The 20188-nt window shown below is 52.1% G+C and carries 24 protein-coding genes and 2 tRNA genes; 8 read left to right on the plus strand and 18 right to left on the minus strand.

Going from position 1 to position 20188, the window contains the following annotated elements; genetic code table 11:
- Window positions 1-33: 33 nt before the first annotated feature.
- Entirely contained in the window at window positions 34-1458 is a 1425-nt protein-coding gene (locus SynPROSU1_RS03130) for a M10 family metallopeptidase C-terminal domain-containing protein (RefSeq protein WP_186571470.1), read from the plus strand.
- A gap of 81 nt (window positions 1459-1539) precedes the next feature.
- Here the strand turns inward: SynPROSU1_RS03130 and SynPROSU1_RS03135 are convergent, their stop codons facing one another.
- Window positions 1540-1818, minus strand: a complete 279-nt coding sequence (locus tag SynPROSU1_RS03135; RefSeq protein ID WP_186571471.1) for a hypothetical protein — start codon at window positions 1816-1818, stop codon at window positions 1540-1542.
- Between the two features lie 565 nt (window positions 1819-2383).
- Between SynPROSU1_RS03135 and SynPROSU1_RS03140 the strand changes: the two genes are divergently transcribed.
- A complete protein-coding gene (locus SynPROSU1_RS03140) occupies window positions 2384-2677 on the plus strand; it encodes a hypothetical protein (RefSeq protein ID WP_186571472.1) in 294 nt (97 codons plus the stop codon).
- Window positions 2678-2683: 6 nt separating this feature from the next.
- On the opposite strand, the gene SynPROSU1_RS03145 is transcribed toward SynPROSU1_RS03140, so the two are convergent.
- Entirely contained in the window at window positions 2684-2980 is a 297-nt protein-coding gene (locus SynPROSU1_RS03145; RefSeq protein ID WP_186572199.1) for a hypothetical protein, read from the minus strand.
- A gap of 107 nt (window positions 2981-3087) precedes the next feature.
- Between SynPROSU1_RS03145 and SynPROSU1_RS03150 the strand changes: the two genes are divergently transcribed.
- Window positions 3088-3576: a hypothetical protein gene (locus tag SynPROSU1_RS03150; RefSeq protein ID WP_186571473.1), complete on the plus strand. Its 489-nt coding sequence runs from the start codon at window positions 3088-3090 to the stop codon at window positions 3574-3576.
- Between the two features lie 446 nt (window positions 3577-4022).
- Complete coding sequence (locus SynPROSU1_RS03155; protein ID WP_370586240.1) at window positions 4023-4343, plus strand: hypothetical protein; 321 nt, start codon at window positions 4023-4025, stop codon at window positions 4341-4343.
- Window positions 4344-4658: 315 nt separating this feature from the next.
- On the opposite strand, the gene SynPROSU1_RS03160 is transcribed toward SynPROSU1_RS03155, so the two are convergent.
- Together SynPROSU1_RS03160 and SynPROSU1_RS13825 are read right to left on the minus strand one after the other, a co-directional pair.
- Window positions 4659-4907, minus strand: coding sequence for a hypothetical protein (locus SynPROSU1_RS03160; RefSeq protein WP_186571474.1), 249 nt, complete (start codon window positions 4905-4907; stop codon window positions 4659-4661).
- Complete coding sequence (locus tag SynPROSU1_RS13825; RefSeq protein ID WP_222929899.1) at window positions 4904-5152, minus strand: hypothetical protein; 249 nt, start codon at window positions 5150-5152, stop codon at window positions 4904-4906. The genes SynPROSU1_RS03160 and SynPROSU1_RS13825 overlap by 4 nt, the downstream gene beginning before the upstream one ends.
- A gap of 107 nt (window positions 5153-5259) precedes the next feature.
- On the opposite strand from SynPROSU1_RS13825, the gene SynPROSU1_RS03165 reads away from it, so the two are divergent.
- Window positions 5260-5577, plus strand: a complete 318-nt coding sequence (locus SynPROSU1_RS03165; RefSeq protein ID WP_186572201.1) for a DUF3288 family protein — start codon at window positions 5260-5262, stop codon at window positions 5575-5577.
- A 72-nt stretch (window positions 5578-5649) separates the two neighbouring features.
- Here the strand turns inward: SynPROSU1_RS03165 and SynPROSU1_RS03170 are convergent, their stop codons facing one another.
- From SynPROSU1_RS03170 to SynPROSU1_RS03190, 5 genes are all read right to left on the minus strand, one after another.
- Window positions 5650-6273 carry a hypothetical protein gene (locus SynPROSU1_RS03170; protein WP_186571475.1) on the minus strand — a complete coding sequence of 208 codons (624 nt, stop codon included), beginning with the start codon at window positions 6271-6273 and terminating at the stop codon, window positions 5650-5652.
- 651 nt (window positions 6274-6924) lie between these two features.
- The gene (locus tag SynPROSU1_RS03175; RefSeq protein WP_186571476.1) at window positions 6925-7089 is read right to left on the minus strand and encodes a hypothetical protein; all 165 of its coding nucleotides are present in this window, start codon (window positions 7087-7089) and stop codon (window positions 6925-6927) included.
- 305 nt (window positions 7090-7394) lie between these two features.
- Window positions 7395-7583, minus strand: coding sequence for a hypothetical protein (locus SynPROSU1_RS03180; RefSeq protein ID WP_186571477.1), 189 nt, complete (start codon window positions 7581-7583; stop codon window positions 7395-7397).
- A gap of 284 nt (window positions 7584-7867) precedes the next feature.
- Window positions 7868-8509: a hypothetical protein gene (locus SynPROSU1_RS03185; RefSeq protein WP_186571478.1), complete on the minus strand. Its 642-nt coding sequence runs from the start codon at window positions 8507-8509 to the stop codon at window positions 7868-7870.
- A 172-nt stretch (window positions 8510-8681) separates the two neighbouring features.
- Window positions 8682-8825 (minus strand): hypothetical protein, encoded by a 144-nt coding sequence (locus SynPROSU1_RS03190; protein WP_186571479.1) that lies wholly within the window; start codon window positions 8823-8825, stop codon window positions 8682-8684.
- Between the two features lie 1726 nt (window positions 8826-10551).
- On the opposite strand from SynPROSU1_RS03190, the gene SynPROSU1_RS03195 reads away from it, so the two are divergent.
- Entirely contained in the window at window positions 10552-10758 is a 207-nt protein-coding gene (locus SynPROSU1_RS03195; protein ID WP_186571480.1) for a hypothetical protein, read from the plus strand.
- Between the two features lie 619 nt (window positions 10759-11377).
- Here the strand turns inward: SynPROSU1_RS03195 and SynPROSU1_RS03200 are convergent.
- The 6 genes from SynPROSU1_RS03200 to SynPROSU1_RS03225 form a co-directional block, all read right to left on the minus strand.
- Window positions 11378-11557 (minus strand): hypothetical protein, encoded by a 180-nt coding sequence (locus SynPROSU1_RS03200; protein WP_115024138.1) that lies wholly within the window; start codon window positions 11555-11557, stop codon window positions 11378-11380.
- 216 nt (window positions 11558-11773) lie between these two features.
- Window positions 11774-11920 (minus strand): hypothetical protein, encoded by a 147-nt coding sequence (locus SynPROSU1_RS03205; protein ID WP_186572437.1) that lies wholly within the window; start codon window positions 11918-11920, stop codon window positions 11774-11776.
- Window positions 11921-12766: 846 nt separating this feature from the next.
- Window positions 12767-12931, minus strand: coding sequence for a hypothetical protein (locus SynPROSU1_RS03210; protein ID WP_186571481.1), 165 nt, complete (start codon window positions 12929-12931; stop codon window positions 12767-12769).
- A 270-nt stretch (window positions 12932-13201) separates the two neighbouring features.
- Window positions 13202-13897 carry a ParA family protein gene (locus SynPROSU1_RS03215; protein ID WP_186571482.1) on the minus strand — a complete coding sequence of 232 codons (696 nt, stop codon included), beginning with the start codon at window positions 13895-13897 and terminating at the stop codon, window positions 13202-13204.
- A gap of 574 nt (window positions 13898-14471) precedes the next feature.
- Window positions 14472-14651, minus strand: coding sequence for a hypothetical protein (locus tag SynPROSU1_RS03220; protein ID WP_115095021.1), 180 nt, complete (start codon window positions 14649-14651; stop codon window positions 14472-14474).
- Window positions 14652-14808: 157 nt separating this feature from the next.
- A tRNA-Arg gene (locus SynPROSU1_RS03225) sits at window positions 14809-14893 on the minus strand.
- Between the two features lie 1250 nt (window positions 14894-16143).
- On the opposite strand from SynPROSU1_RS03225, the gene SynPROSU1_RS03230 reads away from it, so the two are divergent.
- On the plus strand, window positions 16144-16374 hold the full coding sequence (locus SynPROSU1_RS03230) for a hypothetical protein (RefSeq protein WP_186571483.1): 231 nt from the start codon (window positions 16144-16146) through the stop codon (window positions 16372-16374).
- Window positions 16375-18682: 2308 nt separating this feature from the next.
- On the opposite strand, the gene SynPROSU1_RS13830 is transcribed toward SynPROSU1_RS03230, so the two are convergent.
- Entirely contained in the window at window positions 18683-18958 is a 276-nt protein-coding gene (locus SynPROSU1_RS13830) for a hypothetical protein (protein WP_222929900.1), read from the minus strand.
- 63 nt (window positions 18959-19021) lie between these two features.
- Window positions 19022-19095 (minus strand) — tRNA-Arg (locus SynPROSU1_RS03245).
- An 88-nt stretch (window positions 19096-19183) separates the two neighbouring features.
- Here SynPROSU1_RS03245 and SynPROSU1_RS03250 point away from each other — a divergent pair.
- Window positions 19184-19930 (plus strand): helix-turn-helix domain-containing protein, encoded by a 747-nt coding sequence (locus SynPROSU1_RS03250; RefSeq protein ID WP_186571486.1) that lies wholly within the window; start codon window positions 19184-19186, stop codon window positions 19928-19930.
- A gap of 6 nt (window positions 19931-19936) precedes the next feature.
- Here the strand turns inward: SynPROSU1_RS03250 and SynPROSU1_RS03255 are convergent, their stop codons facing one another.
- Entirely contained in the window at window positions 19937-20173 is a 237-nt protein-coding gene (locus SynPROSU1_RS03255) for a hypothetical protein (RefSeq protein ID WP_186571487.1), read from the minus strand.
- Between the last annotated feature and the right edge of the window lie 15 nt (window positions 20174-20188).

A 20188-nucleotide genomic window follows, 5' to 3' on the forward strand; every position in this document is an offset into this window, starting at 1 on the left:
AGAGTTTGGTGAGAATGACAACACATCAAATCTTTGACCCAGTACGGCTTTAAGCTGGATTTCTTAGCGAAGTCGTGTCTCTACAAGCAAGTGACCTATCAGACCCCAGTTCAGGTTCAACGTTCAGAAAATATTTGGATTGATGGCCTGACTGATGGCTATCGCTGGGGCACAACTCAGGATCTCCCTGCCGTTGGCTACACCTTTATCGGCAACACCAAAGAGCTTCCTGGCGGGACGTTTGGTGGGCATCGCAGTCTTGGTTGGAGCCAGCAAGAACGTCAATTAATTTTAGATGGTATGCGTGATATTGAGAGCGTCTCTGGTCTGAGATTTGCTGATCGGGGTGATAACTCTGATGATCAAGTTGAAATTTGGTATTACATGCTTGATGGTAATTCTTCGCGAGGTAGTTTTGGTTTTGCATACACTCCCGGCAGTGATTCTGATGAAGGTATGGTCGCTATCAATCGGTCTATGTATGAATATTCGGATGGCACTTCAAAGCATTCCATCGCTAGGGGTAGCTTTTATGGGATTACATTTCTGCATGAGCTGTGTCATGCCGTTGGCTTGAAGCATCCCCATGAAAAGGGGTTGGATGGTCAGCCTCGTTTTCCCGGTCTGCAGCGTTGGTCCAATGAATATCGGGATAAGGGCACCCACAACCAAAATGCCCACCCTTTCACCCAGCTCAGCTATGTCGATAAAGGAGCTCGGAACGGTTATGTGCCGCGAGCGATCGAGGATCACGGATTTCTGAAGTCTCTTGGTGCCTTGGATATCGCTGCTCTGCAGTGGATCTATGGCGTGAATCACTCTTATGCAAAAGGGTCCAATGTTTACCGGTTACCCACGGCGAATAAGGCGGGCACAGGCTGGAAAGCGATTTGGGACACAGGTGGTCAAGACCGAATTGATGGCAGTCGAGCCAAATCGCCAGTCACGATTGATTTACGCAATGCCACGTTGGATCAAAGTGAACGCGCTGGTGGCTATATCAGTTCTGTTGAAGGAGTTAATGGTGGTTTTACGATTGCTCACGACTGGAATGGAAAGGATCTTGAGAAACCTGCTGGGCTCTGCATCATTGAACATGCCACAGGTGGTGCTTCAGACGATCGTCTGATCGGGAATATGGCGTCGAATCGTCTTCATGGGCGACAAGGTGATGACCTCCTTTATGGGGGTACCGGAGGTGGTGATGTCTTGATTGGTGGTCGTGGACGTGACCAATTCTGGATTGATGTACAGCCAGGATCATTCGCGAAGGTCAAGGATTTCCGGCCTGGTAAAGATCAACTTGTATTTTTGGTCCCGAGGAAGGATCTTTCATTTGAGAGGGTTCGTAATCATCTTTTGGTACGGCATGAGGACATATCTGTGGCCCGATTGCTTGGTGTCTCTTCTATATCCTGGGAGCGGGATGTCTTGTTCCGTGACTTTGAAGCGATGTAGTGCTGTCGTTGTTGACGCTGATGAAGTCACAATCTGATTCGTTCAACCAAACGCCTGCCCTGGCTCGTTGTCTGAATTTTTCTAGTTCATCCAGAGGGATTTGAAGGCCTTTGGGTATGGATCGCGCATGCTCATCGAGGTCTCACGGATAAAGGTGATGCATGCTTTCGATCCGTCGAACACTTTTGCTTTGATCATCATCTCCATGGCTTGTTGGAGTGTTTTCCCTTCTCCCAGCGCACCATCGATGATTTTCACGGCTTTGGTGGGTTCACAACGACCCAACTCCTGAGCCCGCGTGGCAGACGACAGCACACTGAGGGCAATCGAAAGCAGCAGCAATCCGACGAGGGCACGCATTTTGGTTTGATGTTGTTGGCGATGACTGGAGCCTATGGGGTGTGGCTTTTCTGATCTGACTCTTGTCTGACGGAGTTGTCTCAGGATGTATCTGACTTGCTTCAGTGCTCAAGCGGTTGTCAGCTCATCGAGCTCAGATCCGAGAACAGCGTGATCATCTCAAAGCCTTGCACGCCTGCACGGACAGGCGTCTTGCTCTCGAGAGCTTTCAACAATGTGCTGGATTGTCGTTGAACCAGCCATAAAAAAAACCTCCGATGAACGGAGGAATAAGCCAAGTAATCCCCATCACCTGGCGCTTCCATAAGTGTAGTGCTTCTCGTCAAGTTTGTGCAGCTGATCCACTACATCTAGTGGGATGAATGCAAAGTTACCCCGCAATGCAGGTCGTTATCCACAGGACGGTGGAAAAAGCTGCTGATCTTTGTTGGCCTCCTCTCTTCAAATGGCCTGCAAACACTGGAGCGTTCAGGTAAGCTGTGGATATCCCCATCACCCGGCCGCCCGCTTGAGGCGGCTTTTTTGTGGCTGCCCTGCCAGTCTGGGCCTGTATTCCACAAGCCCTATGACGGTGAACCGTGAGCAGGCCATGGACGCACTGTCGAAGCTCCTTGAGGTTTTCGCAGGTCCGAACTACTCGGGCGCTCTACGTGAAGGTGATCTCACCACCAGGCTTGAGCGTTGCACTGGTTGGGTTAAAGCGGAGGCGTCAGAAGCGGCATCCCTGATCGAATCTTGCGTGCCCCATGGCAAGCCGATGCTTGCTCAGGCCCAGCAACGCCTGGCGGTTCTTCAATCGTTGAAGACGTTGCAGGCTGTTGCGATCCAGCATTTTGGCCCGTTAGACGATCCCTGTTGATGGTCGTCAGTCGCGACGCAACCAAGGGGAAGCATTGCTGAACCAGTCGCCAAGATCATCTTCTGGGTGCTCAGGATCATCTGGGTAGCGTCGACCTAGGTCGAGGTCAGCCATCAAACCGTCGAGACCCTGTTGCACGCCTTCCCGTTGAAAACGCTGCGCCTTATTCACCCATGTGCTCACGCTGCGATCACGTTCGGCAAATTTTTGAAGGTAGACACGCTCCTGGAGCGACACGAATTGACCCTGGGCTAATCGGCTACAGATGTTTTGAAGTCTCAAGCGTGTTGACGTGGTCAGCATGATCAAGTCACTTTTTTCAGGTGATAGGGAGGACCGTCCTTGGTGTCAGTGGCCCATTGCACCGTTTGTTGCACTGAGGCTGGGCCTGGTTTTCATATCCTGACGGGATGGATCTCGATCAAATCCAGAGTCTGACGCCAATCTCAGCGCGAACGTCCTGGTTGGAACGCTGCGGCACTCTGTTGTGTCCTCAGGACGACCCGGCAACGTTCGGCTCAACAGATGCAGATCTCTACTTCGATGACTCAGGTCGGCCGCGTTTTTATGTGATGCGTATCCGCCGCCGACCTCCTGTTCTCAAGGCGATGACACGACATCATCGCGTGAGTCAGTGTTTGGGATCTGCAGATGCACAGCCCTGGTGGCTCGCGATGGCTCCTTCGACCGATCGCAGCTCCCCGCCACCCCCATCCTCCATTTGCTTGATCAAGTTGCAACCTGGCGAAGCGTTCAAACTTCATCCGGGAACTTGGCATGCTGGGCCATTTATTCGCCCACGATCAGCCCTGTTTTTTAACCTTGAATTAACAACGACCAACGAAGACGACCACAATTCTCTTTCGTTGGGGACGGCATTGCATTTGAATTTGATTTGATCCCCAAGGGCCACTGAATCAAGGTGTGATTGGCGTGGATTGCCCCAACCTGTAACAGCACGAACAGCAATGGGAGCTCTTCATCCCCTATTGTGTTTTTGTAGCAACCGCTACGAACGTTCACTTCGCTACACAGCGAAGCGCAGTTCGACTCAGGGCATGGAACGGGGCCTGAGCTTTCTACGAGGAACACCATGAATGCTCTTCAGCTCTTGAAGGAGCGTGAGCTGCGCTCGCAGCTTCGCAACAATTCCAAGAAGGCAGTGGCTCGCGGATCCGAATCGAGTGATTACACCTCTGCGCATCTCTCTCCCGTCAAACTGACGAAAGAGAAAGTTTTTTCAACCCAGTTGAAGTACAGAGGGGTCTCTTACGAGGCAATTCGTGCCAATTGGCTTTGATCCCTGTTTCATTCAAGGGATAGTGCCCCGCTTCGGCGGGGCTTTTTGTTTGGATGGTTCACCTTCGAGCTCAAGCCGCCCGTGCCCTTTGATAGTGCTACCACCGGATCACTGTCCTATATGGATGTCAGAGATCAATTGCCATCCATTGATCCTGAAAATCTCTCCTCGCAAGACGTTCTGACCATTCTTTTATATCTGTTCCAGCAGCAGCCTGGTTTTGTTGACCGTGGCCATGAGGTCAATAACAAAGAGACCGCGTGGGTCAACGGCTTTTTGTTTCGCCTTCACAATGATGCTGCTGCTGAGCAGTTTTCCATCGAGGAGCTTGGTTCCAGCGTCGATAAAATTTCGGCTCTTCGCTGATTACAACAGCTGATCAAGCGATCCCAACGAGTTTCTGTTGATCTCGCTCATCCTTCGCTCAACCCTCGAGTCTTTGTTCAGTTCGAACGAATGTCATGTTTGCGGTTCAAGAGCTGACAGTTGATGGTTGGTCAAATCGTGCCGAGCATGTCTCAAAAGACAATGCGTTTTGGCATGCGCGTGCTCGCAGTGATGCCGATGGGCATACCTATCGCTTGATTAGTGAGGAAAAGCATGTTGTTTGCCTTCTCACCAGTCGTGGATCCGAGTGTTGGGAACTCGACTGAGGGTTGCTTGGGCATCGGTTGATGCTCATCACCCACCGTTGCAATATCGAACAGCTGTTGCAATGTTGATGCTTCCAATTGAAATGGGTTGGCTCTGAATCTTTGCATTCATCACCTTGAAAACACAAGAATTGTGGTTTTTGGCCCACTGGGCTTGTTGTGCATCGTTGCTCAAGGCCGCATCCAGCTGAAAAAAGATTCCGATCAGTGCCGCTGTTGAGACGGCTGCAAAGGTTGGATATAAAAACAATTGAATGATCTCTCTGGAGTGCTTCATTCGAGAGTTGTGGCTGGTCTTTCCCTAGCCCCGATGACAACGCTCTTCGGTGCCTCTTCCGACCATCTTCCAATTTCGTGAAAGCATGTTGCGTTGAGCTGAAAATGTTGTTCATGATGGCTTCCTCTGATCTGTCTTTGCATTCGTTCGCTTTCGTCTTCTTCAACCCATAGCAATGATGCGTCGTGGCCGATGTCGCCGATGTAATGCGCGGTCTTTGCGTTCAGTGGATCCGCGTCCTGCAACGGTATGGCTACTGACCGTGTTGGCACTTCTCATGTTGGGGGTTCTGATCATGCTCGCTTCCATTTGAACGGCTGCTTTTGTCGCTCTCTTCAGGCATGATCGTGTGATGACCGACGAAACTCAACAGACGCATCCGCTCTACGCCATCGATCGCGACCAGATCGATGCTGTATTGGGCCATGAAGGCGTGCCAGGCCCTCAGCAGTTGACAACGATCGCCGCACTGTTTTCTCGATATGCTGATTTTCCCGGAGCGGATGACATCCGCGATGATCTGCAGAAATGTCTGGCTCTGTGGGGGATGTCGCGCGATGACCTAAACATCAAGACGCGGGAAATCTGGAGAAGTGGTTGGCGTCCAGGACAGGATCCAGTCTCGGAGGGTGTTGGATCAGGGGCGGATGTTGAAGATACCGAAGCTTGACTCTGATTGCCTGAAGCAGGAGTGTTATGCCGGCCTGGAAGTTGTGTTCGTTGCTTGATGCTTGCGTGAAGGCTAAAAGTCTCCTGATGCAGTCTTCATGGTGGCTGTTAATTCGAATGCCGAGTGATTTTGTTCTGACAGTGCAGTGGACGCGAGAAGAGATGGTTCAAGCTTGAATGTGGGGATCGAGCTGTCAAGGCTTTCTGCCACGAATGTCGTCTTGAATATCTTTGAAAACTCGTCGGGTCTTCGATTTTGTGTTTTCCTTCGACCTGCATTGATGAGAATTTCTTCAATCATTGAGGCGTGGCTTGTGCAGTAGAAAAATAATTTTCCTGATTTAGCTAATTCTCTTCGATGCTTTTTTTTGAATGACAAGGTGAATGCCTCCGAATTGATGATTCCGTTGTCAGCCCTTCCGTCGCCTTTTATCTTGATTTTGTTCGTGCTTGGCTGGTTAAATCCTTGGTCGCTGATGTAGAACGGATGTGTTGTTGCGTTGTCAATTCTTCTAAAGCGATATTTTTTGTTTGTGTTGAGTATGAGTCGATCGATTGCTCTTCCCCTCTTGTCTTGAAAACTGTAGTAAGGCCTTGAAAAACTTCCCGCACTGACGAAGATTTCAACTGGCTTTTTGTTGTTTGGTCGCCGTGAGCTTGCTTCAAAGCTGTACATCGAATCAGATTGTTGGCCCATGTCGTTACATGACGTCTGAATTCACGTTAAAGCTGATGCTTTGGCAATCGCTTGCAAAACCCTCATCCCTCGCCATGCTCACCGTTTCAAAGCAGGGTCAAAAAGGCAAAGAGGAAGGCCGCCCCTCCCGGTGGAGAGACGGCCTAGCTCGCTCGTTTGTGCATGGTTCAACCCATCACTGCTGAAGAGAGAAAGGGTCGAAGCTTCTGGCTCGAGGCGCCCTGGGGCCATTGGCTCGAGGTGTTGGGTCGTTTTCTCCGAGGGCACCTGAGACGGTGCGGATGGAGCGTCGATTGGTGTGGCGGACCATTGCGTGCCCACCAAAGGACCAACCCAGGTCATGGTTGAGACTGTTGGAGCAGGGGCCAGAAAGTCAGTCTGCTTCTTCGGTTTGCTGGGGTGGAGTGTTGTCCGTCATGGGCGCCTCCGATCTCGATGCACTCAGTTTTGTGCCTTGAGGGCACAAAGTCATCGGCATTAAGGCGCATTGCCTCGATGGCCTGAACACTCGATTGTTGGGGTGGCTTGCCCAAAGCACGACTCCCCTTGCTTTCTCCATTCATTCTCAAGTGGGGATGGGAGCCTCCAGCCCAGTGCCAACATGCGATGACGTAACTGGGCTGCTTCAGGGATTGATCGTAGGGCTAAGAATCAGTCCCCTGGTACAGATTCCTCGGCCTGCTTTGGATCGGGTCTTCCCGTCGTCGTTGTTGTGGGAGCCGGCTTGATGGCTTCCTTCGCCACAAGAGAGGCTTCGAGTCTCTGCAGATGGGCCTCGCGCAATGCTGCTGAGATGTCCAGAATGTGTTCAGTCATTGATTGGCGTTCCAGGCAACGCGATCGGAGTGATCCTCTGCCCGGAGTGGGCCCATGGGTCTGAACTCAGCTGAAGGTTAGAAAAGCGTTAATGGCGCACAAGATCTCAATAGGCCTCGGTCTGGATTTCGACATATCTCTGGGTTCAGATGGATACCAAATGTTGAGGGGCAAGTGCTTCTTGGCCAGTTCTCTGACGTCGTATCAATCCTCTGAAGGTTCGCCCCGACTGGTTTTGTAGCTTTGGGCGCCGTTTTCGATTCTCTTGTGTTGGATGGCGTGACGAATGTAGTTGATGCACTCTTTCAGCTCTGTAATGACGTGCGTTCCTCGTCAGTGAGGTATTCCTCAATTAATGGGGAACAATCACCATTCTCTACGGCTGCAATCTCACGTTCGATGTTCTGGACGAACAGTTGGTTGCCATTTCGCTTCGCCACCATGAGAACCCTGTTCAACCGTTCAAGTTCAGCCAGCTGGTCGTCTTTGTTCATGCTCCATCAGAGGGCTTCTCTCCTCAAGATGGCAGAAACTGCTTCAGATCGGTGAGGTGAGGTATTGAATAGTTATGGGAGGAATCCCTTTGTTTTGGGTGTTTTTCAGACCAGATCAACCGATTCATTGCTTAGACAACTGCCTGTTTCGACTTCAAGCATGTTTCAATTTGGATCCAATGGCTTGATTGGTGGTGTGGTTTGAATGTCTCGGTGATTTGTATTTGCTTCTTTATAGTCTTTTGGAAAAGTTTGATCCTCCGTTTGTCTGTTGAATAATGGATTTACCTGGTGGCCAGGTCGACAGCTCTAGAGAGTGTTAATCCCAATACATCAAGGACGATAAAACCATTTAGAAGTCGCGTTATTTTCGCTGCTGAGGTCTTGCAAGAGTTTTGAGAGTAGTCGAAGCATACTTCGGCGGCAAAGAAAAAGTACTCGAGGGCTCCTGGTGCATCTAGAACGATAATGGCTGGCTCCTTGTTTTGGATCGAGCATTGGAGGTTGATGCGCCAATACCACCACGAGAAGCAGATTAGGATAATCGGTAAAAACAAAAGTAATTCTGTTATCAGCAGCACGGGGCTTTTGATCGGTGCGATAAGTAACAAATTCATGATAATCAGCTCAATTATCCAGCAGCCGGTCAAGAAGATGGCCAGTATGTCAGTCCCTTTTCGAGCATTTTTTCCCATCATCGTCCAGATGATCAGTGTGATGGTGTAAATGAAAAATGCAGCACCAATTGGCCTTAAATGGTTGGTGACGGCGTCGAGAAAGAGATGTGAAATTTCAAGAAAATTTTTAATTGACCCTTCCCCGACGGCTGTCAGGTCGAGGTTCCTGTCAAACTGCTCTGTAAAGATAAATGTGACTAATAATACATAAACTTCAGTGGGTTTTTTGAGCCGTTTAAGCAGGGTCATTTTCAATTTTTTATGAATATAAGGTGGGGTCTTGGCTGCGTCATCCTTGGGACTCCGATGATCGCCAATCGTTCACTTCCCCCCTTCCGCGTCGGAATCCAGCCATGGTTCTCAGCGTTTCACCGATAGGCGACCGTTGACTCGTGGAATCTGCCCCCAAGGCAGCTGTCGGTCAAGCTGCATCTGATTCCGCTTTGTCATACAACGTTTTGAGCTGGTCAAGCTCAGCCATCAGATATTGGATTTCAAGCCAGTCCGCCGAAAGGTCAATGGCGGTTTCTAGGCGATCAATTTGACGCTTGAGAAGCTCCGGCATCCCGCCAAGTCGCTGCATTCCTCCCATCTAACCGTGCAACACGATTGACGCAAGACGATGGGCGAGCAAGCGCCATGGGCCTCACCTTTGGATCGATCCGGTCGGTCTGGTTGATTGTCCATTCAGGCTCGATGAGGTCTTGTCGCGTCCTCGCTGTCTTCGAGTCAGGTCAAGCTTTTGCGGAAGTTCGTTGCGTACGGGAAGGCATATCCATGTTCCATTCCCTCGAGCTCCTCCTCTGCCAGGTAAAGGCTGCGTTTGAAGTGACACTGGTTCTCGGCATTGCACACCAGGAATTGTCCGTCTTCAGTTTTTTGGATGGATGAGCCTCGTGGTGTCTGCACAATGAGCTCTTCTTGAGGCATCGGATTTGCTGGAGACGCCCTTGTGTCATGGCCTTGGTGGTTCTCATCTTGGGGTAGTGAATGCAACATTTTCAGGCCTTCGTCGCTTCGCACCCTGCAAACATGGCATCTTGAAGTTGGTCGTGACGCTCCCTGCTATCAGCATTTGATGGCGACGCTTCGGTTCGGCGAGGGCGCTGGCCAGAATCCACCTCATGTCGAGCAAGGACTGTGCTACACATCCCCTTGGCGATCTGTGTGCTGATGTCGAGAGTTGGTTGTGTTCCGCCGTTGTCTCTATAAAGAGTCAGGCACTTCAAGGTTGGCTGATCCAATGAGTTGAATGCCGTCACCACAGCAGAGCAAACCCTGGAGTGGTCAAGTGCTGATGCCGTGAAAGCTTTATTTAACTCATCGACTACCCAGTTTTAAAAGCTTTTCGAGCTTCAGCGCTTTCAATAGTTTTAATCCCCATCCTGCTGGAGCAGGTCGAACTATTGCCTGCTCAACTTGTAATTGATTGTGGTTGTTTTTTGTGTCATTCATGAGTACTAAAAGGAGCTGTGATGGCAGCTCCCCTATGGATCCCGATAGACCAAAACAAAGCTATGCGATTTCTCGATTTAACACTCATCAATGTATAAAAGTTCAGCGAGAGAGACTTGCCTTCATGAAGCTGGGTAAGCAAGCTCGCATGGATGTTGACGCCGTGGCGCAGCACTGGGATGCCGGACCTGAGTCTTGCAATGTTTCGGACATCTGATGTTGAGCGAAATGGCCAAGGGCCACTGGAACGTTTCTGGCGCCATCACCAACCCTGAAGGAATGGGGGCGTACATCTCAGCTGCCGAGTCCTATCTGGCTTAGTGCGGAGCGCGATTTCTCTGCAGAGATCTCCACACGGATGTTCGCCAAGGCAATGCAGGAGATCTGATCGTGATTACGCCGCTCACTCATGAGAGGCGTCGTCGGGGTGGCAGGACTTCCTTTCAGTTTTGTTGCAACCGCGACAGGCGGTAGGGACGGGGAACGGGAATGATTCCCTCAGTTACCCCAAACCGATGGGATTCCTCGCCGTTGCAGGCTGCATGCTCTTAGCCACTGCCATGTCTGCAGCTTTAACCAGCAAGCCTTCGAAAGCCTGAGGTTGGGAGGGGGCGAGCTTGGCGGCGGCCCCCAACAGATCAGGCCAGCTTCACAACGAAGCGCTGAACAGACCTAGGGCCACCCTAGGTTTTTTTGTGTCTTAAGGAACCAAGCATTAACGCCTAATTGGCTGTTGAGTGGATGCAGTGCAATGCCATTGAGGCGTTGGAGAAAATGCTGGCGACATTGTTCACCACCAGTGAGATCAAGCTCTTCCAGGGCGTCAGAATGACGGCATGGGCAAGACCAACGATTTGCAGTCATGGCATGAGGGCCTGCGTCGGCCAATGGGAGGTGACCCTCTGCATGAACCCGTCATGGCGGCGATCCACGGCTACAGGTTCAACGATCAGTTTTGGCGTCTTAACGACCAGGGCTATCCAGAACCTGTGTTGGAGCCCATCCTTGGCCGATGGGAACAGCTGCACGATCCAGAGGATTGAACCTGGCGCAAGTGCTCACTACACAGTGCAATAACGCCAACCTGACTCCCCCCGTTCAGAAGAGGAGTCAGCTTTTGCTTCGGCGCCCAATGGCAAGGGTTGGGCCATTGGATGGAGGTTTCTTGCGGCGGGAACTTCCGTTAGCAGCTTGGGTTGAAGCAAGGGGGCGTTGGCTTCAGATGACGCGGAGACGCGGTTCAAATGAGCAACGGCAAGGTTGCGAAGTGAGATTGAGCTGATCTGACTCCTCCCCTTCATAAGAGGAGTCAGGCTGTGCATTGCTGTGTCGGTGTTTAGGACGCTGTTCTGACTCCTCCGGTTGAGAAGAAGAGTCAGCTGACACTCAGCGCCCAATGGTTATTGGAGGAACCATTGGATGGAGAGCTCGAAGCTCCAAAGTCACCATCACCCCGGTCATAGTTTAGGTGCCGTTCGAATGAGGCGATGGCAGCGACCAAATGAGCGGCAACGACGTTGTGGCGTTGGTTTTCACCCCCAGTCCGATCGGCACAAAAAAGCCGGTTCATCACACCCGGCCCATGCGCAGATGAACCTGTTGATCGGCTGAGATCCGACGCGCAAGCGGGAAGCAGAGCTCATCCCTCCGCCTGATGGTCGATTAGTTGAGGAGTTCCGTCTCGTCGGCCAGCCTCTTGTTGATGTGGCGGCGAGTTTCTGCAACGTGGCGATGTTGCGCCCACAACTCCATCACGAACTTGGCGAGTCGTTCCTGTCGCTTCCCTGGCTGCTCCGGCAGCGAAGGGTCCTGCTCTGTCACTTCTGGAAATCCAGCGTTCATCTAGATCGGCTGCTCGTACTCAACCCCTAGCTAGATCTTCCATTCAGGACCACATTCCAATGAGAAGCCCCCGCCAAAGGCAGGGGCCACGGAACGCGTTTCAGGAGTGTCACCTTGTTTCCACTCCCGTGAGGCGATCCTCCTCACAACTTCAAGCTGGCAAAGCTGCTGGCACTGTGACAACAAAAGTGGACAGCTGCTGACTCGTCCAGGCCATCAGCCCTGCTGGTCCGCCGCTTCTTCCTCTGAGCGCAGAAATCTCTTGCGTTGAGCCAACTCAAAGCCGGATGTCTCTGCTGTTTCGCGATGAGGTGTGTTGGTGCTGCTCTTCTCGTCCTGCTGCGCAGGTTTGTCGAGCCCCATCAGTAGGGGGTGAATTCCTCTTCGGCTCATTTGTCGTTGGTCGTTATTCAGATCTCGCGTGGTGGCGTTCCGGCCCAACCGCGTGAGATGACGCTATCGACACTTGCCTCGGTCTGTTGGCCTCGGTCTGTTGGCCTTGGTCGGGTGCTGGTCAAGGGGGGCGCTTGCACGATCCCGGTGCGACGAGGCCGCCTAAGAGAGTTGCTCGCTATGAGCCCCTAGTTCGTTGGGGGGAGCGACGGAATTTGCAGCGACTTTTCAGGCAGTTTTCGGTATCCGGAAAATCTGCCGAGAGTCAGTCCATTGGTCTTGCTGGCAACTGACGAGATGCCTGCCGACCCATAAGTGGGAGAACTCCCCAGTGCTCACAAATGTCGATCAGGGTGAGCTGTTGTTTCTGTTTGACGAAGGTGGCGAAGGTCTCTACGTGTGGCCGATGAATTAACTCTCAGTGCTCTCTGCGATCTTGTCGCGCCAATCAGGCCCCAGCTCTGTGGCCAGATCCTGCTCAACAGAACGGAGGTAACGCTTCCGTTGAGCTGACTCCCAACCCAACCATTTGGGAGCTTGCTTTCGCTGTGTAGTTGTCATGCTCAGAGAATCACAGATCGTTGACCCCGTGCGGGTTAAGAGCAGGTTCTTGCCTGGAAAAGCTTTGTCAGCCACTTGCCAACCAGCTCAGAGGCACCCATCACACCCCTTAAGTGCATAGGAGGGGGGCAGATGCACTGCAGCTTCTCCCGCAGCCCATCCACGTCAACCAAATGTTGACGCATGTGCTGCTGAACATGGACTGTTTTTGCAGGCAGCCTTATCCCCCCAAATTGGGTTGAAGCGCCCGCACCATTAGCCATTGCTCTGCTTGCAAGGGCGTTCACCCCGCTTCAACTTCACCCACATCGCCTTCTCAAGAGCCGTGAGTTTTGGACAGGTTTCATTGAGCACTTCGAGGGCACGCGACTTGGCATCCCGGATGTACCGCGTCGTCCGGTCAAGTTCGTCAAAGGCCATAACTATTGGATAGGTATGACTACCAAGTTAAAAACTCTGAAAAATGCGACTTGCATCAAGTGACACAGAATGGACTCCCCCTGAGGGGATGCTGTGGAAGATCACCTTAAAAACATGCTATCGCTGTGCTTCTAACAAAAGCTTTGCAGCGAATGCTCGATGTTGATCAATTCAAGAAGATGCTTCAGGCTAGTGGCATGTTGATTGTGTTTTCCTAAGGCATTACTGCTCCGGTGGTAAGTCAGTTTTGTAGTCGATTTGTAGCCATGTTTAAGCGGCTATACGCTGTTCAATGGGTGTGAAGTCCCACCCAATCGGTGACTGAATTTGGTTCAGCTTTCGGTGCTCTTCGAATAGATCTTCGATTTCCTTGCAGGCTGTGCAGTATGCCGCCCACCCAATCATTCTTCGTGGATTTGCTCGCCCACGCTTGTCAATCGCTTGATCAACGGTGACTCCTTCTGTTTCTGCTTGTTCAAATGCACTAAGTAATGGAATTTGTGCGTCTAGAACCTTTATGTCGAATCCTTGAAGCAATTCTTTGGCTTTTTCAGCTGCAGCTTCTTTGCGTGAATCAACTTTCACAAGTAGTGCAGCGTAGGGGATCTTGTATTGCTTCAGCATCTGTGACATTTCAACAGTTAATTCGATTGATCTGCTCTGCGTAGTAGTGGGCAGCAGAATAAAATCGGCTCCCTCTACTAAGTTTTTCATTTCTTCTTCGTTGCTGCTTGCTTGTCCATCTGTGACAATAATCTCTGCCAATCGAGTGGCTTTGGCAGCCGCTTCAATCGGCACGACTGGGCAGGGCAAGAGTCCTCTGGCGCCATAAGCAGTGGCTGATCTGTTCCGGTCGGCATCAACCAGGACTACCCGTTTTTGTTGATGGCTCCAGGTTGCTGCTATATGAACGCTGCTACACGTTTTGGCAACTCCACCTTTCTGGCCAAAAACAGTGATGAACATCACGCAGCGACTAATGACTCCTTAAAGGATCGCGTTTTTTTTCTGGAAGGCAATACGTGGGTTATTGCTCCTACCGCGATGACAGCGTCAGTCAGCTACGGGTCCCCAAGTCATTTTCAGACAGCGCAACCACCTTCCTTAAGAGGTATGGGCGACTGTGGGCTTCGTCTGCGAACTGCCAAAAAAAGGAGAGGTCCTACCCTCTCCCTGCGCGACGCATCACCCCCTCGCCAAAAGGGAGCAATCACACATTGACGTAAGAAATACCTATTAGTGGTTGCCATGACGACCAAAAGAGTACTGAGGTCAGGAACCCACGAAAAAGGAGGCTCCCTATTCCCTCCTCTGGTGATCTATTCGCCCCTCCTCGAAGGGATGAGCTGACGGTCGCTATTCAACGGCTCCTATCCCATCGGTAGAAGAGTCCATTGGTTAGTCGTTCCGGAGATTCCTCTCAGGTGAAACCACCAGTCAATTGACCATGTCGTTCCTGGGGCAATGAAGTCGTAACCCTGGGCTTGATCTGCTCAACGCGTGTCTTGTTACTGAACGGATCGATCTCTTCGCGGTCTGGTCAGAACAACCAGGCCCCCAACAGCACGCCGATCACCAGACCTTTCAGCCAGACCAGCGCAGCCATCTGGTACTCGGAGAGACCGAGCTTTCCCTTGATCCAGAAGAAGACCTTCTTGTCTGCGAAGACGACAGCGCGGACCGGTTTCCACGGAGCAAGACCATTCAGACGCCAGCTCATCAGTATTTGACGGCAGTTAATCGCTGTATAGCGACGGCCCTCACAAATCAACCAGTTGGTGGAAAGCAGCTACCGCCAACACCTCAAGAAGCGATCCAAGCTCTGGGCACCCACCTGGCAGAAGGAAATGGGTTGGGCACCTGAGGCTGGAACTGAACGCCCCCTGATGGATTCGAACCATCGACCGACTGCTTAGAAGGCAGTTGCCCCTTGCTGCGGTGTTGCCGCTTGGATCCTCTGGCACCTCTCCGGAATCTTCGGAGGGCCAGGCACTAGGGCTCTCATTTGTGGTGCGGTGGTTTCTGTGAAGGTGTGGGGCTGGGTTTCTGACTATCGACAGGCAAAGAAAAAACGGCTTCCGGCTAGGGCCGATCTGACGGAATGCCCCTTTGTCGGTGGTTGGCTGACGGCTGAGCGGTATCGAAAGCGCCAGTCCGTAATCGGTGGCTAGAAGCGTTTAGCCATGCCTGAAGACCAGTGATTGCTCCTCTGTCGTCAGTGCTGGCGAGAATTATGCGACTTTTCTCGTTGCCTAAATCCCGGGGCGCTGACTTGCATATGCCGGTCGGTGGGAGCGAGCTTTTTGGGGGTGTCGATATCCGAGCGAAAGATGGTTTGTCTGAGTGAGGGCTCAAAGAGGAAGGCCGCCCTTCCCGGTGGAAAGACGGCCTAGCTCGCTTATGCAGGGTTAGTCGACCATTAGGGCGATCGGCCTCAAGTCGCTACACCCACAACGACAGTTGCAATAGAAACGACGATCCCTCCCCACTTCACCCATTCCGTGTCGTGATCATGAGTGTTGGCGAAGAGGAGAGCGCCAAGCTGAATAACAACAAGCTTTTCGAACATGACAGAAGAGCCAATGGCCGTCTTTTTGTAACCGGTGGAACGTGTTCGTGAAGTTACAGATGTTCTCGAATTATGTATTGCTCGTTACTTTTTTGCCTCTATTGTTCGGCCTTGTCTCCAGGCGCAAGATCTAATGCCCAAAGAGGAAGGCCGCCCCTCCCGGTGGAGAGACGGCCTAGCTCGCTCGTTTGTGCATGGTTCAACCCATCACTGCTGAAGAGAGAAAGGGTCGAAGCTTCTGGCTAGAGGCGCCCTGGGGCCATTTGCTCTAGGTGTTGGGTCGTTTTCTCCGAGGGCACCTGAGACGGTGCAAGTGGAGCGTCGAATGGCGTGGCGTACCAGTGCGTGCCTACCAAAGGACCAACCCAGGTCATTTTTGAGACTGTTGGAGCAGGGGCCAGAAAGTCAGTCTGCTTCTTGGATCTGCTCGGTTGGACCGTCGTCTCTCATGAACGCCTCCGATCTCGATGCACTCAGTTTTGTGCCTTGAAGGCACAAAGTCATCGGCATTAAGGCGCATTGCCTTGATGGCCCGAGCGATCGATCTTTGGGGTGGCGTGCCTGGCTGCCCTCGCAGTTGGTTCCACTGCTTGACCATCCACCACTGCGCCGGCTAGTACTAATGTACTGATGCTGGGTGGCGATGGAGGAGTGGGACTTCGTTGATGAGCGAGATCTGCAGAACTGGAAAGGCGGTGTGGTCTGCATGACCTGCCAACACTTCACCTATGGCGTCGACCAGCACTGCCACACGATGGTGGGCTGCAACCTCAGGCAGAAGCAGCTCCAGCAGGGACAGCACCTAAAGAAGCGGTGCAAGCTCTGGGCACCGACCTGTCAGAAGGAAATGGGCTGGGCTCCAGAGGCGGGATGAAACCAGGAAGCTGATCAATGAGTCGCTGGGTTGTTGAAAAACTGACAACCACCTGAGGTTCAGCTCGACAGATTGCATGGACGAGCCATGCAAAACAAAACGAGCGAATCTTTGGAAGTCATTGCTGCAATCGTCGTCACTGCGGGGCTGGTTGGCGGAAACATGCTGCTGTTTGCATCCCTGCGGACAGACAACAGGGTTAAGCCTCCAGACCCTCCAGCGCGCACTGCTCCCGAAGCTCGTTCAGCGTTTGGTGAACAGCCGTAGACGTTGTGGGCTCGATGGCTGTGACCAATCAATAGACAGGGGCAGCACCTGAAGCTGGTTACCCCCCAAACGGCAACCAACCGGGAAGAAGACCTGCACGGGATAGGCCGAAGACCATTGCAACCACCCCAAGCTTGATTCCCGCCAGGATTCCTGCGTACTTCCAGCTGAACAACGTTTTTGTCTGGGAGGTCACTTCGAATACTCAGTCCAAAACATCATGCGCCACTGACGAGTTGTTCTCCTGCGCCGCGACGCTGCCGAGCAACGCTGGAAAGAGCTTCTGCGGTTGGGCTGAGCTCCCACTGACCCTGCTTGGGGTGCTGAGGTTGAGCCCTAACTCTCTGGCATAAATAAACCCCGCCATTGCTGACGGGGTGATGCTCGTACTGTATGTCTGAAAAAAGTTTCTAATTAACTTATTCGGAACAGTATTCAGGTACTTCGCGGTACGGGGGATATCTGCCCTTGTAGCATTCAAAAAATATTTTTAGGACGCCAAACATCATAATGCCAATCAATGTCAACTTACCGGTAAAGACAAGTCTTTTCAACCATGCACGTGGCTTCTGCATGAATCGAGTTTAGATTTAGAACTGGAAACTGCAAGCCTTGTGGTGTAAAAGCACAAACTCGCCCCGCCATTGCTGACGGGGTGGTGTGTGTGAGGTTTTGTCGGGAGATGGATAGCGACAATCACAACGCCCCCTGCTTTTCCCTTGCGGGTTTTTATTGCTTTCCGTTCATTGCTATTTATAATCGCTAAGTTTGCGTCTATAAATTCCCCTTTCGCTATCTCTTTTTTTCTGCTGCAGGCATCGTTTCTTCTTAATATAAAGATCCTCAAAGTACAAATACTTCATGCTTTTGGGCGAGATTCTTGAGTCTATAATCCATAAAATGTTCTTCAATGCATACATAAAGAGCGTTGAGAAAAAGAATGTTTTAATCAAGATCTTGACGGCTATTTCTAATGGTTCAGGCTTTTGCAGGACGAGGATAAATACGAAAATTGATATGGCGGCTCCCCATATCAACGCTTCCTTAAAGCTTGTCTGTCCCCAAAACTGCCTTAACATTCTGATAATTCTATATCGCTGATATTCTGCAGCATATGCAGTTACATAGCAACATGAGCGGACTAGCCCGCAGGGATCTCTTCAACACCAACCGTCCAGAACACAGGCGCTGGGGCTGTTTTAACCCCTTCACGTTCATCACTAACGCCCTTCAATCGCGCAGCATCAGGCCATAACCGTGCCTCACCATCAATCCACCCAGCACCTCCTCACGCCTTACCCAACGGCTAACAGCGCCCTCCTGTGGACCGCAAATGCTGCTGGAAGTCATCAACCTCCTAATTCGCACATTTACCATGTGCGGCACGGCCTCAACAACAACCCCGTCGATCTCCAATCCAGCCCCGTCGTCATCACATAACGCCAAGCCAAATTCAGCCATCGTCACACTTGCGGCCAGGCGAACTGTGTCGCCCTTTCGGGGATTTATGACTGGCAATCCTTTAAGTAACTTTCAAACATATTGATTACTTGATTGTAAGGGCTTTCCTCTTGAAAAACATTGAAGTGTGCAGTCACTCTTTTCAGTGGATCTTCAAGCATGTAAGTGACAATCCATTGGGAATCTTTGCTCTGGTCTAGGTATTTCAGCAGAAGTTTAGCTCTCCTTGTAGCTTCCTCCGCGCATCGTCTTGCTCTGTCTATGTCAACTGAGTTTCTTTGATAGTTTCTTCGATGACGAGGGGGCAAGCCCAAGCAACTAAAAATTATTCTAAAAAACTTGTTGACGTAGAAATTCCGATATGGACCTTGGTACGTGCCTTTGTATGGACCTTGGTAATCAATAACATTGTTCAGAGAAGATAAAATCGCATTTCGACCCTCCTGGTGGTGCAAGATTAACTCTCTAATGATTCTGAATTCTTTGCCTAGGGGGTGTTTCTTCAGCATTTGATTCACATATGGGCGAACAAAATTCATGTGGCAGTCATCCAATGCTTCAGCCCATTGTTTCGCAGCTGTCACCACACCCGCGGGCCCCTGCCGGTCTTCCACTTGGCCCGCCACCACTGCACCCCATATCGCGCTGCATCCAATGAGTGATTGGCGCAACCGTCAGCAATCCTCTCCACATCCCGTGGATGTCTCGGCAACGTCGGCCATGTAGCCATCAACCCCTCACATGCCTTGGTCCACAACAGCCATGGCGTTTCAGGGTCACGGCCAGCGGCCTGCAACATCGTTCGCACCAAAGCCAATCCATTGGCCTCCCTCTGATTCATCTTTCCCGCTCTCACCAGCGGACACCCAGCAGCTTTGAAGTCCCCCGCAGTTGACCCGAGATCCCTTGGTGTGACTGACGCCCCCTGATGGATTCGAACCATCGACCGACTGCTTAGAAGGCAGTTGCTCTATCCAGCTGAGCTAAGGGAGCAAGCCAACGCATTTTGACAGGCAAGTCCAAAGTGTCTGGATCTTGGCGTCTCAGACCTCCTAAGGTGATGGGCTCCTGATTGGCATCAATGGCGCCGCGTCGTCTCAGCGACAGCGAGAAGCAGGATCTGGTGGGCCGCTACAAGGCCGGAGAGTCCACATCAGCTTTGGCTGAGGCCTACGGCTGCAGTCCCAATACCGTCAGCCGCACGGTTAAATCACTGTTGCCTGCTGATGCCTATGCCGCGCTGAAGGCCAGTCGTCTCAAGGGGTCTACCGCTTCCCCTCAGGCAGATTCAGAGGTTCAGGCTGAACCGGAGCCCCCTGCCGTTGCAACCACGGAGCAGGACCCTGTCGATGACTCCCCCAAAGACGACGACAGCAGCCTGGCCCTGGATGATGCTGATGATTTCGGTGATGACACCGATGAGGAGCTCAACGACGACGACGACATCGGCCTCGTTGAAACGTTCACAGAGCTTGTGCCCCTCATCGGTGTTGGAGACCTCAGTGATCGACCGCTCAATCAGGCGCAACCGTTCTGTGTTGATCTGCTCCCCGACAGCGCCTACATGCTTGTCGACAAGGTGGTCGAGCTGGATGCGCGCCCCCTCAAGGAGTTCCCAGAGTTGGGCCTCCTTGACGACGCTGAGCAGGAACGTCAGGGGCTGTGCCTGTTTGCAAGCCCTCGAGCGGCCAAGCGTCAATGCGGGCGGACCCAGCGGGTGATCAAGGTGCCTGATACCGCTGTCTTTCAACGCACCAGCAGCTTCTTGCTGGCCCGAGGCATCACACGCCTCGTGTTGGACGGAACATTGATCGCGCTCGACGCCTGAACGCTCTTACTCGAAGCGATCGCGTTGATCGGGAAGCAGGACGGCAGCGCTTGTTCCGCCACTGATCACGCCGATCACCAGCGCGATGCCCACGAGAAATCCGGTCGGTAGTGGTACGGAGCGCTGCCCACCGAGTTGGAGCGCATGGCGATCCCCAAGGTTCTGCGCTCCAAGGCAAAGCAGCAGCAGCAGCAGCAAGCCACTCCCCAAGCTGATCACCAGCAGACGAAGGCGAATCAACACAGCACAACCGTCGAC

This window comes from Synechococcus sp. PROS-U-1 (assembly GCF_014279755.1).
Lineage (GTDB): Bacteria > Cyanobacteriota > Cyanobacteriia > PCC-6307 > Cyanobiaceae > Parasynechococcus.